Annotated in this window: 13 protein-coding genes and 1 pseudogene; 6 read left to right on the top strand and 8 right to left on the bottom strand. The window is 49.2% G+C overall.

The window, feature by feature from the left end; genetic code table 11:
- Nucleotides 1-159 precede the first annotated feature (159 nt).
- The gene (locus tag ACLQ6D_RS00245; RefSeq protein ID WP_411725236.1) at nucleotides 160-594 is read right to left on the bottom strand and encodes a transposase; all 435 of its coding nucleotides are present in this window, start codon (nucleotides 592-594) and stop codon (nucleotides 160-162) included.
- A 112-nt stretch (nucleotides 595-706) separates the two neighbouring features.
- On the opposite strand from ACLQ6D_RS00245, the gene ACLQ6D_RS00240 reads away from it, so the two are divergent.
- Nucleotides 707-853, top strand: a complete 147-nt coding sequence (locus ACLQ6D_RS00240; protein WP_411725235.1) for a hypothetical protein — start codon at nucleotides 707-709, stop codon at nucleotides 851-853.
- 68 nt (nucleotides 854-921) lie between these two features.
- Here the strand turns inward: ACLQ6D_RS00240 and ACLQ6D_RS00235 are convergent, their stop codons facing one another.
- The gene (locus ACLQ6D_RS00235) at nucleotides 922-1,968 is read right to left on the bottom strand and encodes a L,D-transpeptidase family protein (RefSeq protein WP_411725238.1); all 1,047 of its coding nucleotides are present in this window, start codon (nucleotides 1,966-1,968) and stop codon (nucleotides 922-924) included.
- 152 nt (nucleotides 1,969-2,120) lie between these two features.
- Entirely contained in the window at nucleotides 2,121-2,993 is an 873-nt protein-coding gene (locus tag ACLQ6D_RS00230; protein WP_411725234.1) for a LysR family transcriptional regulator, read from the bottom strand.
- A 125-nt stretch (nucleotides 2,994-3,118) separates the two neighbouring features.
- On the opposite strand from ACLQ6D_RS00230, the gene ACLQ6D_RS00225 reads away from it, so the two are divergent.
- The 4 genes from ACLQ6D_RS00225 to ACLQ6D_RS00210 all read left to right on the top strand — a co-directional run bounded on the left by ACLQ6D_RS00225 (nucleotide 3,119) and on the right by ACLQ6D_RS00210 (nucleotide 7,239).
- Nucleotides 3,119-3,445, top strand: coding sequence for an EthD family reductase (locus tag ACLQ6D_RS00225; RefSeq protein WP_411725233.1), 327 nt, complete (start codon nucleotides 3,119-3,121; stop codon nucleotides 3,443-3,445).
- Nucleotides 3,446-3,493: 48 nt separating this feature from the next.
- Nucleotides 3,494-4,024, top strand: a complete 531-nt coding sequence (locus tag ACLQ6D_RS00220) for a carboxymuconolactone decarboxylase family protein (RefSeq protein WP_411725232.1) — start codon at nucleotides 3,494-3,496, stop codon at nucleotides 4,022-4,024.
- Nucleotides 4,021-5,130, top strand: coding sequence for a hypothetical protein (locus ACLQ6D_RS00215; RefSeq protein ID WP_411725231.1), 1,110 nt, complete (start codon nucleotides 4,021-4,023; stop codon nucleotides 5,128-5,130). Before ACLQ6D_RS00220 ends, ACLQ6D_RS00215 begins: the two co-directional genes overlap by 4 nt.
- Nucleotides 5,131-5,481: 351 nt before the next feature.
- Nucleotides 5,482-7,239, top strand: coding sequence for a putative bifunctional diguanylate cyclase/phosphodiesterase (locus tag ACLQ6D_RS00210; RefSeq protein WP_411725230.1), 1,758 nt, complete (start codon nucleotides 5,482-5,484; stop codon nucleotides 7,237-7,239).
- Between the two features lie 48 nt (nucleotides 7,240-7,287).
- Here the strand turns inward: ACLQ6D_RS00210 and ACLQ6D_RS00205 are convergent, their stop codons facing one another.
- Nucleotides 7,288-7,668 (bottom strand): hypothetical protein, encoded by a 381-nt coding sequence (locus ACLQ6D_RS00205; RefSeq protein ID WP_411725229.1) that lies wholly within the window; start codon nucleotides 7,666-7,668, stop codon nucleotides 7,288-7,290.
- Between the two features lie 735 nt (nucleotides 7,669-8,403).
- On the opposite strand from ACLQ6D_RS00205, the gene ACLQ6D_RS00200 reads away from it, so the two are divergent.
- Nucleotides 8,404-9,813 carry an APC family permease gene (locus tag ACLQ6D_RS00200; protein ID WP_411725228.1) on the top strand — a complete coding sequence of 470 codons (1,410 nt, stop codon included), beginning with the start codon at nucleotides 8,404-8,406 and terminating at the stop codon, nucleotides 9,811-9,813.
- A gap of 39 nt (nucleotides 9,814-9,852) precedes the next feature.
- Here the strand turns inward: ACLQ6D_RS00200 and ACLQ6D_RS00195 are convergent, their stop codons facing one another.
- The 4 genes and pseudogenes from ACLQ6D_RS00195 to ACLQ6D_RS00180 form a co-directional block, all read right to left on the bottom strand.
- The gene (locus ACLQ6D_RS00195; protein WP_411725237.1) at nucleotides 9,853-10,164 is read right to left on the bottom strand and encodes a helix-turn-helix domain-containing protein; all 312 of its coding nucleotides are present in this window, start codon (nucleotides 10,162-10,164) and stop codon (nucleotides 9,853-9,855) included.
- 189 nt (nucleotides 10,165-10,353) lie between these two features.
- Nucleotides 10,354-10,848, bottom strand: a pseudogene (locus ACLQ6D_RS00190) (sigma-54 factor interaction domain-containing protein); the annotation flags it as partial.
- Between the two features lie 192 nt (nucleotides 10,849-11,040).
- Nucleotides 11,041-11,214: a hypothetical protein gene (locus ACLQ6D_RS00185; RefSeq protein ID WP_411725227.1), complete on the bottom strand. Its 174-nt coding sequence runs from the start codon at nucleotides 11,212-11,214 to the stop codon at nucleotides 11,041-11,043.
- 97 nt (nucleotides 11,215-11,311) lie between these two features.
- Entirely contained in the window at nucleotides 11,312-11,545 is a 234-nt protein-coding gene (locus ACLQ6D_RS00180; RefSeq protein ID WP_411725226.1) for a hypothetical protein, read from the bottom strand.
- Nucleotides 11,546-11,797 lie beyond the last annotated feature (252 nt).

Genomic DNA, 11,797 nt, shown 5'->3' with positions numbered 1-11,797 from the left:
GCCGGTCCGCCCACCTGACCGGCATCCGGGCAGGGCCCCTGCCGGGGCGAACCTTCGCCGGGACGCCCGACGGCAATGCCGTCCAGGGTGGCGGCGAGCGGCTTGGCATCATGGGTGTTTGCGCCGCCGGGCACCATCGACAAGGGCACGCCCCGTCCGTCAACCAACAGGCCCCTGTTGCTGCCTTTTCTCCCCGGCCGGTGGGGTCCCTGCCCACCGGCTCCAACGCCGTCGGTGCCTTGGCCATCGCGCCGCCCAGGCCTTGCCATTCCCGGGCAAGCCCCCCAGTTCGCGGTATTCCAGCAGGCCGGCTCGCCATGGCCGCTCGAACAGCCCCGCCGCCCGCCAGTCCAGGAAACACTGGTGGACTGCGCTGGCGCCGCCAACGCCGCCCTTGGGGAGCGCTTCCCATGGGCAGCCCGTCCGCAACACGTACAGGATGCCTTCAAACACTTTCCGTGGGCCTTGGGGTGTCCTGCCCCCGCCTGGCTTGCGTTTATAAGCCTGGTCACAATCCCTTTGCCGTCCTGGTGTCAGCCGCTCCACGCGCACCCAAAAAGCATCGGGAACTGTCCGGCTTTGTGGTCTTTTCAACGAATGGCAACCTTTAGTAAAGTGATTGGTTGCAATTCTTTCACTACTATATAGAATTTATCAAGTTATTGGCGGATAAGCTCTAAGTCTTGCGGCACTCTTCGCCCGGCAGGTGTTCTGGCCCAAGGGGTTTGGCGGCGATTTTGATGGTGTTGCTGCACTGGTTGGTGTTTATGCGCTAATCGCATTATTCCGCATTAAGGTCGGAGTACTGTCTGTGATTGCCGTATCGGCGGCAGGGGTGTTGGTTTCGTTGTAGGGGCAACCCTTGTGGTTGCCCAAACCCAATGGGATAGACAAGGCATAGGGCAGGCACAAGGTCAGCCCCTACGAGTCTCCGCGGTAATAGCCGCCGGAAGAACCATTACCCACAGGTGCGGGATTAACATTTTGGATGTCTTCACCTGAAGGCGCCGCTTCTTGTGGTTCCATCAGGTGTATACGCTCATAAATCGCAACCGGTTCGCCATCCAAATCCTTCAGCGCCTGATTCAAGGCTTTTTGGTCGAACTCCGGCGCTTCTTCCCCTGTTACCTTCTGGATTAGCTGTAAAGCTACTGCATAACGCTGCTCCTGACCCATTTCTTCGCCTTCCAAATCGGGGTGCGCTTCAATATAAAGCTCATTGTCCAGCCAACCCACCTTGATCGGTTGCTTAACTATATAGACAGACGCACCTACAGGCACAACGTCGTACAAAGACTCAACATCTTCCGGGTACATACGTACGCAGCCGTGGGTAATTTGCATGCCTATGCCATAAATTTTATCGACATCAGTGCCGTGAATCCGGTACTCGCCAGGTAGGTTAAGATACAGTGCACGCGTACCCAACGGGTTATGGGGACCTGGGGGCACAATTGCCGGCAAAGGATCACCGTTCGCAGCATGTTCCCGCCTGATGGATTCAGGTGGATGCCATGCAGGATCCTTGACTTTGCGGACGACAGTGGTTTTGCCCAAGGGCGTTTTCCAGTCTTGTCGGCCTATGCCGTGCGCGAAAGACATGACTACATCTTTCTGGTCAGGCGGGTAGTAATACATCCTAAATTCAGAAATATTCAGGGTAATGCCGTTATGAGGGGTATCAGGCAGGATACGGCGGTTTGGCAGGCGCACAACCTGGCCTTTTTTAATTAGCCACCGATCCATCTTGGGATTGAGCTTGATGATTTCTGTTTGCCCTAAGGTGTAGCGTAATGCGACATCCAACAGGGTCTCATCCTGTTCAATACGGGTCGTGGCATCACCATTTGGAAATTGCACAACGACGGTATCGCCGCCACTTTCCGGCAACTGATAGGTGGTCGCTGCAGCATTACCGCCAATAAAAATCAGTGCGATAGAAAAAACCAATCGTGCAAGGATGTTCATTAAGCCAGTTTTTCGAGTATGGGTGTATATGCTAGTCATATCTTAGATGTGGTGTTAAAAATCTGTATTACCTTTGATAATCATCAGGTTCTATCGTTCAATATTAGTTACATCTTATCATGTGTCAAGGACGTAAACACACGCCACAATGATTAAACGTTACTTAAACTTGTGAGCAAGGTTTTAATTTCAGCCTTTTTTTGGTTGTGCGGATAATAAATCGCATAAATCTGGCGGCTAATCTCTGGGTTACACAGGTAACGGCAGTGTACATCGTCAGCGTTTAAAGGCAAGGAGTACTCCGGCATCAGCGCCACTCCCATGCCAGTACGCACCAAGTTAACGATCCAGTCTTCGCTGTTGCTGCGGTAGGCGGCATAGAGGTTGACCTCCTGATCCTGACAGATAGCCCGTAGTTTATCCCTTAATTCACAGTTTAGCCGATCCAGATAAGGTTCTGACTGGATTTCTTTCAGGTCGATTTTGGCAAGTTGCTTAAAACGGTGCTTGCTGCTGAATGCAACTACATAACGTTCCGTGTAGAGCAGTGTCGATTGATACGGCGACCCGAGCAATTGCGCGGGGGCGCTAATCACCAAATCCAGCAAATCCAATCCCAGTTGTTTCAGTAAGCCCGTTTCGCTGTCGATAATCAGTTCAAATTCAATATTGGGGAATTCTTGCTGATAATGGGCAAAAACCGGGCTTAACCGCTGTGCGCCTATGGTTGCCATAAGGCCTATCCGCAAAGGAATATTATTCAACTGGGTAAAGCGAATCGCATCGGCCTTGGTCGTCACAGCTTCTTTGTATATCTTGCGGAAATTAGGCTCAACCAGACGGCCCAGCGAGGTTAGCAAACAACCCGAACGGTCACGGGTGAACAACTCACCGCCCAGTTCATCTTCCAGTTTTTTGATGGCCTGGGTTAAAGAAGGCTGGGAAATATAGCTGAATTGGGCGGCGCGGGTAAAACTGCCATGATCGCAAACGGCCAAAAAGTAACGGATTTGGTGCATCCCCATACAACTCCCCTTGAACTTATATAGACAAAACCTATTCTTTCATAGAAAGTTAGTATTTTACAAGCCTTATAAATAGGTAATATGATTGCCATCACCATAAACAAACTCTATGAAAAGGAAAAGCCATGAAAACAGCAAAATTAATTGTTATGTACCCAACACCCACCGATGTTGCAATCTTTGAGCGTCGCTATGCAAATGAACATGTCCCGATGGCGGTAGAAAAACTGGCCGGAAAAACCCGCTTTGTTGCCTCTTTGATCACTTCATCTCCAGGTAACGGGCAGACACCTTATCATCGTATTGCGGAAGTTTATTTTCCATCCATGCGGGATTTGGAAGAATGCCTGAGTTCACCGGGCGGACAGGAAACGGCCGCACACGCCGTTGAAATTTCCAGCGGTGGCGCTCCTGTGTTCCTGATGGCTGAAGCCGAAACCTTTGATTTTTAGGATTTAATCCCTATTAGGAACAGCCCGTTCATTAACCCAGGAACTAAAATGTCTTACCTGCCCTCAAGCCCCGACTTGGCAAATATAATCGGATTATTTGCAAAATATCCTAGACGCGGCATTCTGTTGTTTAAATTATTGGAAGACATTAAGGGCAGTTTTTCGCCCCTGAGCAAAGGGATGCGCGAACTGATTATCACCTACATCACAGCCCTGAATGAGTCCGAAACCTGTTATAACGCCCATAAGTCATTATCTAAAGAGTTGGGCATTGATGAATCCTACAGTCAATCAATATCAGATATTGACAGTGCGAATGTTGAAGAAAAACTAAAGCCTATCCTGCACTTTGTAAAAAAACTGACGTTGACACCCGAACAAATCACACAGGCAGATGTTAAACCTATATTTGAAGCGGGTTGGGACGAACGGGCCTTTCTCGACTCGGTGTGCATATGCGCGGTCGTGAATTGCATGAACCGCTTTGCGATGGGCATTGGCATTGATCAGGAAGCGCCACCCAACAAGCAAACGCTACCGTTCAACAGCGACCATCATTATATAAGGTTAAGCCTATGAGTACGCTACTCCTGTATTTTTTCAGATTATTGATTGTTTCATCTATTGTTGTGTTGTTTGTTGGACTCTTCAAGCCGGAATGGTTGCGTTTTCGCGGCAAACAGCCGGACACTGTAGTGACTTCCGTGTTAGCCATTGCAATGTTTATGGCTGGTTTTACGGGTGCTGGCAAGGCCTACTATACGGTGGATGCCCGTGTCACTGAAGCTGCCGAGGCAGGAATCAACCTAAGCGAAGCGATCTACACAAATGAGTTGTCCGCGACCGGTTGTAAACCTGGGTCAAAACCCGGTATAGCGGGTTCCAGTGACGATGAAAAAACAGATGACGGAATTCACTTTGCCGTCAGGACACCGACCAACTATAAAGAGACCATCGCCCATCCCTTACTGATGGTCTACGCGCCCGCCGGGAGGGATCGTGACGAAACGGAAGAAATGATGTATTTGACCAGTGAGGCGACAGCGGCAGGATTTATTGTCGCTTATGCCGATCACCGGGCCCTGTCGCCGGAAGCTGTTGTCCAGCTCGCAGAAATCCCCAAGCTTATTGGGGAAAAATGGTGCATTGACAAAAAACGGATATTCCTGACCGGACACTCCGACGGCGGCACCATTGCAATGGGAACCGCCTTTTTCAACGGCACCAAACATATTCCGGCTGCGATCGCACCCAGCGCCGTCGGCATGAGAGGGGAAGATCTTGAAGACCGTAACTGCGTCAAGCCCACTCCCGTCATGCTTATGCACAGTAGCCGCGACAAACTCTTCCCAAATTTTGGCAAAGAAGCGATTGAATGGTGGGCAAAATGCAATAAATGCACGACCAAAACTTACAGTGCGAACGATCGTAAAGCAACCACATCAGGCAAGTGGGGATGGGAGAGCTACTATCAGCAAGAGCTCGAACAGAAAGCCCAAGACCTCAAACCCGGCCAGCCCTTACCTTATACCACCCCGGTAAACGGCGTTGAAGGCTGCGTGGCCTACAATGGCTGTAAAAACGGCGTACAAACCTGGTACTGTGAAGGCATCGGCCCCCATCCCGAATGGCCTGGAAAAAACAAGGATATTATTGATTTTTTCAAGGCAGTGAAAACCAACTAGAACGGCATCTATTTTCGTTAGTCATAGTGCTGTGTTTCTAATAGGGTGATATTTAACGATATCATTGATAGTCTAATCATCAATACAACACGGCGCTGCACTAGCCCTGGAAGCAATCCGCGAGTTAGATCCCAATAGCAGTAATTCATTACTGGAACACATCATCACCTTCTGTACTGAACAATGCCAGCACACTGCTGGAGCCATGGAATAGGCTTGAGGCACGGGCAATCTCAATACCATACGCCCAGTGCCCTACACGCTGAAGTCCAGCAGGAATTCACCAATACCCATGCAGCATTGAACGCTTATATTGTATAATCCTAAATACTTAATTTAGAAAGCCTAGACATGCTAGATCAGCACAACATCCTCATCATCGATGATGATCCGCTCAATCGATTGCTGGTGGCAACAGAGCTCCAGTCAGTAGGACTGCAAACGACTGAAGCCAGCAGTGGTGAAGAAGGTTTGAAGTTATTCGCAGAGTTCGGCGCAGATGCAGTCTTGCTGGATGTCACGATGCCAGGAGGTATGGATGGTTTTGAAGCCTGTACAAAGTTTAGGAACCTGCCGGGTGGACAGCACATCCCAGTGTTGATGATGACCGGACTGGGGGATCTGGAGTCGATCAACCACGCTTATGAGGTCGGCGCAACCGATTTCATCACTAAGCCGATCAATATCCCGCTGTTGGGTCACCGGATCCGATACATGCTCAAGGCCAGCCACACGACCCAGCGCCTGCTGGAGAGTGAACGCCGCCTGCACCGGATGGCTTACTTCGACAGCCTGACCGAACTACCTAACCGGCAGTTTTTCCGGGAACACCTGCAACATATGATCGCCTTCGCGCATCGGCAAAAACTGAAGATGGGCGTACTGTTTTTGGATCTCGATGGCTTCAAACGCATTAACGACACTTTGGGGCATCATCTGGGTGATCAAATGCTCCAGGCTGTCGGTGAGCGTTTGCGCAAGAGCCTGCGGGCCAGTGATGCATTGATTCGCGTTGACATGAACGCGGATGGCGACTCGCTGGCGCGGTTAGGTGGCGATGAGTTCACTGTGCTCTTATCAACAATAGCTCGTAACGAAGACGCCGCAACCGTCGCTGAACGCATCCGTATCAACCTTGCCAAATCGTACACTTTTGGCGAGCACGAATTGTACACGACCGCCAGTATCGGCATCGCTATTTTCCCCTATGATGGCAGTAGCGCAGAGGAATTGCTGCAAAACGCCGATTTCGCCATGTATCACACCAAACGCGGAGGCGGCAATGGGTACCGGTATTATTCCAACGATATGACCAAGGCGGCCTTGCGCCATCTCAGCTTGGAAAACAGCCTCCGCAAAGCCATCGAGCACGATGAACTTGACCTGTATTATCAGCCACAGCTTGACATCGTAACAGGCAAGGTTTGCGGCGTGGAGGCCTTGCTCCGATGGGATAGCCAGGAACTCGGACGGATTCCTCCGGTTGAATTCATCTCATTGGCAGAACAGACGGGCTTGATCGTAGGTATTGGTGAATGGGTGCTACGTAAGGCGTGCCTCCAGGCAAAAACCTGGCGGGATCAGGGCATACCCTTAACCCGCATGGCCGTCAACGTCTCCGCGATGCAATTTCTGCACAGGGACTTTACTGCACTGGTCGCGACGATATTGGCTGAAACTGGCCTGGAACCCCAGGTGTTGGAACTGGAACTGACCGAGAGCGCCTTAATCTCTGATGAAGGTAACATAATTGGCATCCTGCACAGCCTAAAACAAACCGGCGTCCTCTTGGCGATAGACGATTTTGGTACCGGTTACTCCAGCCTGAGCCGACTCAGAAATTTCCCCATCGACCGCTTGAAGATCGACCAACGTTTTGTCCACGATATAGAACAAGATTTAGCGGATGCAGCGATAGTGGCCGCCGTCATCGCCATGGCCGAAGGCATGGGCCTGAACGTTATCGCAGAAGGTGTTGAGACTGATGGCCAATTGGCATTCCTGAAAGAAAAGCGCTGTAACGAAGCGCAGGGGCATTTCTTAAGCAAGCCCCTGCACTCCGCACAAGTTGAAGAATTCCTCAGGGCGCACCTACATGGGGTTAAGTAAGGAATCCCTGCACAGTCCTTCGACTGGCTCAGGTAGACCCTAATAACATCAATGCGTCGCGTTATATTTTTCCTTGACTTCCTTATACCCTGCCAACGCTTCTTTTACTAATTCCCCGCCTTTTTTCAAATCACCGTCGTTAAGGCTGGTGCGTGCCTGTCCCAATTTATTGCTAGATTGCGATTTCTTTATCGAAACCTTGGCATCGGAGGTGGAAATCGATTTTTGTAATTGCTTGGCTTCTATAACCATATCAACAACGGCCTTAGTGTCTTCCCCTTTCTCTAAAGCTGCAACGGCTTGTTCTAACTTAGCCACCGTTTGATCTATAGCGGCTTTTACCTCTGCATTGTTTTCTGCGTAGGCAATAGAACTTGCCGATGCAAAACTTAATACCGTTAAGTAGACCAGAATTTTTAATGCGTTCATTATGTAGAAGCCTCGTTGGTTAATGTTATAGTCGAGCTAGTGTGTCGCCCATGAAGTCGGCCTTATCTTCTTTGTAGCTGGTTTTTCGTCGGTTCTGATTAAGTTACGCTGACAGGAAAAACCCTAGATTATCGCCGCCCTATGAGCGTGTTATAAAAGCGTCACGAACGGTCTGAGCACAAGAAACCCGGAGCGCAGAAACCAGAGAGTACATGAGGATTTCGAGCACCGCACCATACAGTAATCGGGACGCGCAGTAGCTTTTAAAACACGCTCTGAGCAATTCTAAAGCTAGCTCGTCCGTAAGTCCATATCTATTCCTACCACGACCAAAAAAGGAAAGCGCTCAGTTTGGCCTGCTTGGAATTATTGCCAAATAACTGAGGGCTTTCCGTAATTGCTTAAAATACCAATAATCCTAAAAAATCAGTTAGCTTTGATGGTTACGCGTTACCCGTAGGGGCTGGCCTTGTGCCTGCCCTGATAACCACAAGGATTGCCCCTACAATGCCCTCACCAATTGGGTGATTAGTTATATTTGTACAAGGCATAGATATTTCTTAGCTTAAATCTGATCACGAATACTTCAGCTGATTTTTTTAGGATAATGATTTCCAGTCTGGCTCGAAAATTGACGGTTTTTTAGCAGCGCTGTAACAGCTAAGGTTATAATCAAGAAAATTAGCAACCGACACTTTGTCCAAACAACATCTTGCACAGGCAATAAAAACGACTATGGCACTACAAATTTTTCGCACTAAACAAGGCAAACCCTATGACGAGTCTGAACACAGTCTCAAACGCTGCTTATCGGCCTGGGATCTTGCTTTTCTCGGTGTAGGCGCAATCATCGGCACGGGTATTTTCGTGCTGACAGGTCTCGCTGCTGCCACACAAGCTGGACCCGCCGTCGTTTTATCGTTCGTAATTGCGGGGTTTGCCTGTGTCTTTGCCGCGTTGTCTTATGCGGAGCTATCTGCCGCAGTCGGCGGTTGCGGCAGCGCTTATGGCTATAGTTACGCCGCATTCGGCGAGTTGTTTGCCTTCATTATCGGTTGGGATTTATTGCTGGAATACGGCATATCGGTCGCAGCCGTCGCCAATGGCTGGTCTGGGTATTTTAACAATGCCCTAACGGCCATAGCCATCCCTTTGCCGGAAGCATTGACCAAAGCCCCCAAACTGGGCGGCATCATTAACCTCCCCGCCAGCCTCATTATCTTGGTACTTATGGTGTTGCTCATTATCGGCGTAAAGCAAAGCGCCAAGGCCAATAATGCAATGGTATGCGTTAAATTGATTACCATCAGCATCTTCATCGGGGTTGCTGTGTTTAATGTACACCCAGAAAACTGGCATCCTTTTATGCCCTTCGGCTGGTTTAATACACTGCCAGACGGCAAAACCACAGGCGTATTGGCCGGGGCTTCGCTGGTATTTTTTGCTTATGTCGGCTTTGATGCCGTGTCAACGGCGGCTGAGGAGGCAAAAAATCCCCAACGGGATTTGCCGTTTGGCATTATCACTTCCTTGGTGTTTTGTACGCTTGTTTATATTCTGGTTGCAGGCTTGCTGACGGGCGTTGTGCATTATTCCCAACTAAACGTCTCGTCACCCGTTGCCCATGCCCTTAGCCTGATCGGTTTTAGCTGGGCATCTGCCTTGATTTCAACAGGTGTTATCGCAGGTTTGACGACGGTTATGCTGGTGCTTTATTACGGCTTAACGCGGATTATCTACGCCATGTCCAGAGACGGCTTGTTGTCAGCGTTTTTCAGCAAAGTAAACCCGACCACCCAAACCCCTATCCGTATAATTGTGCTATGCGGCATCATCATGTCGCTAATTGCTGGTTTAATGCCATTGGGTGACCTCGCCGAGCTGGTCAACATCGGGACATTAGCCGCTTTTGTCTTCGTCTGCCTAGGGGTCATCATCCTGCGAGTCACCCAACCGGAACTACCCAGGCCTTTCCGCTCACCTTTTAGCCCGTTATTTCCGGTGTTGGGCATGTTGTCTTGTGGGAGTCTTATGCTTTTTTTACCCGCCCTCACCTGGCTACGCTTTGTGGTTTGGCTGGTGATTGGATTGATTGTTTATTTTACTTATTCTATGCATAACAGTGAGTTAAACGACAATCAATAACCTTCATACCTTGACTAACGATAGCAAAGTAAAACAAGGTCAAAGCCCGTAGAATTTTCGCCTCCGCCAAAAAGTGGCCCTACTCATACCCAGCGAACTGGCAGCCGTACCTGCCCGGCCACGGTTTTGCTCTAGGGCCTGACGGATAGCTGAAATTTCATCTTCTGGAGAGAGCGGCAGATTATGTTTGTGCGCTTGTTTTGGCACATCAACGACACGAGGCACCCTGAATTCGGGCGGTAATTCAGGGTGCCGTAAGGTATTTCCCCTACCCACAGCAAAGGCATATTCCACGACATTATGAAGTTCCCTGATATTTCCGGGCCACCGGTAATCAAGCAACACACGCATGGCATCAGGGTCTATCTTTTCTATAATCCTGACACGTCCATCATTGTGTCGGCTAATGAAATGCCAAATCAGCAGGCTAATATCTTCCCTGCGCTCCCTGAGTGGCGGCAGAAAAATGGGAACGACCCGCCGATACATCAAATCTTCACGAAACTGCCCGTTTATCACTTCCTCCATTAATGAACGGTGGGTTGCCGCCACAATCCTAACATCCACATCAATACTGCGGTGACCACCGACCGGGATATAGTTCCTTTCTTGTAACACCCTGAGCAATTTAGCCTGTAATTCCAAGGGTAGTTCTGCAACTTAATCCAGGAATAGCGTTCCACCGTTGGCACGTTGGAATAATCCGTTGTGATCTTTTACTGCCCCCGTGAAAGCCCCACGCACATGACCGAATAATTCGCTTTCTAAAAGATTGCTGGACAAGGCCGCACAATTGACCGCCAGGAAAGGGGCGTTGCGGCGTATGCTCAATGTGTGGATAGCATTGGCAACCAACTCCTTACCGGAACCACTTTCTCCCCTGACCAACACGGTGGCTTCTGTTTCTGCGGCATTTTGGATGATCTGAAAAACATCCTGCATGGCCGGTGAACGGCTTAAGATGCCGTGGAAATTTTGTTTCGATGTGCCCGGCACTTTGGGTAGAAAAACATTGGCCGCTGGTTCAGGTGGCATAGTGAGCAAGCCTATGCCACCAGCAAACATCCCAGACCTGTCCAATAAAATCTGTACAGTTTTTATTAGCCCGATTTTGCCGCCATTGGCTTGAGGTAGTTTTATAAGTTGTTCATTTTTGCTTTCGACTCCAACAATGGCGCATTCGTTTATACACGTTTTACCAACCACATCCCCTTGTCGCATACCGGTTTATTTTTCCATACCCAAGCTCCAATAAAGCACCTGTTGATTTTTATCGACAATATAGATGCCTGCCGACTCACAAAGGCCGAGCATTTTTGACAACAGTTCCCCGCCATCGAATTGTGCCAACCATTCGGAATGTTGCATGATGAAGGTTGTCGATGGCCTTGTTTGTTTCATAAGCGTCTCAGGGAATCATAGTAAAGTTTCATTGAAACAATACATGAAACATAAAGAACAGCACAAGTATTATTTTTAATGAAAATTTTGAGAGTATTTACCTAAAGATAGATAATGTTTTTTCTTGATAAGCCGGGAATACATGGGGTTGCGTTAGGTAAAACCAAAGCTTGATGGTTGCATTGAACAGGTCTTCACAATGGGCGACCGCTTTGGTGCGTCGTGTCATCCGGCCAAGGTGATGTCGGGTGTTGCTGTTGTCACGCCCAATTGCCACCGTATGCTTTGCCGATGACGTGCCGCGCTTTGGGCAAGACCTTGGCAAAAGCATCCCAGTCGTCCGTATAAAAAATTCGAGAGTATTTACTTACTGATGTTACGCACCCATAGTTGAAGTAAACTATAAGGATGAATACAGAACTGTTAGAAATATATAGCGATTACTTATTGAGTTCATTTGGTCAAACGACGGCGACCGGGTTGTCCAGCTTGCTGGACGGTGCGTTAAGCCATGACCAAGTGACTCGATTTTTGAACCGGGATGACTATGATTCAAAAGCATTATGGCAGCAAGTCAAAAAGA

The organism is Methyloglobulus sp., from assembly GCF_046714055.1.
In the GTDB taxonomy this organism is placed as follows: domain Bacteria; phylum Pseudomonadota; class Gammaproteobacteria; order Methylococcales; family Methylomonadaceae; genus Methyloglobulus.
This window is presented reverse-complemented; position numbering and strand designations above follow the sequence as displayed.

Bases quoted from the DNA above. Each gene is read 5' to 3' on its own strand.
- ACLQ6D_RS00220 (WP_411725232.1), top strand. From the start codon at position 3,494: ATGTCTTACCTGCCCTCAAGCCCCGACTTGGCAAATATAATCGGATTA.
- ACLQ6D_RS00200 (WP_411725228.1), top strand. From the start codon at position 8,404: ATGGCACTACAAATTTTTCGCACTAAACAAGGCAAACCCTATGACGAG.
- ACLQ6D_RS00230 (WP_411725234.1), bottom strand. From the start codon at position 2,993: ATGGGGATGCACCAAATCCGTTACTTTTTGGCCGTTTGCGATCATGGC.
- ACLQ6D_RS00235 (WP_411725238.1), bottom strand. From the start codon at position 1,968: ATGAACATCCTTGCACGATTGGTTTTTTCTATCGCACTGATTTTTATT.
- ACLQ6D_RS00225 (WP_411725233.1), top strand. From the start codon at position 3,119: ATGAAAACAGCAAAATTAATTGTTATGTACCCAACACCCACCGATGTT.
- ACLQ6D_RS00180 (WP_411725226.1), bottom strand. From the start codon at position 11,545: ATGCTTTTGCCAAGGTCTTGCCCAAAGCGCGGCACGTCATCGGCAAAG.
- ACLQ6D_RS00205 (WP_411725229.1), bottom strand. From the start codon at position 7,668: ATGAACGCATTAAAAATTCTGGTCTACTTAACGGTATTAAGTTTTGCA.
- ACLQ6D_RS00215 (WP_411725231.1), top strand. From the start codon at position 4,021: ATGAGTACGCTACTCCTGTATTTTTTCAGATTATTGATTGTTTCATCT.
- ACLQ6D_RS00195 (WP_411725237.1), bottom strand. From the start codon at position 10,164: ATGCGTGTGTTGCTTGATTACCGGTGGCCCGGAAATATCAGGGAACTT.
- ACLQ6D_RS00210 (WP_411725230.1), top strand. From the start codon at position 5,482: ATGCTAGATCAGCACAACATCCTCATCATCGATGATGATCCGCTCAAT.
- ACLQ6D_RS00185 (WP_411725227.1), bottom strand. From the start codon at position 11,214: ATGAAACAAACAAGGCCATCGACAACCTTCATCATGCAACATTCCGAA.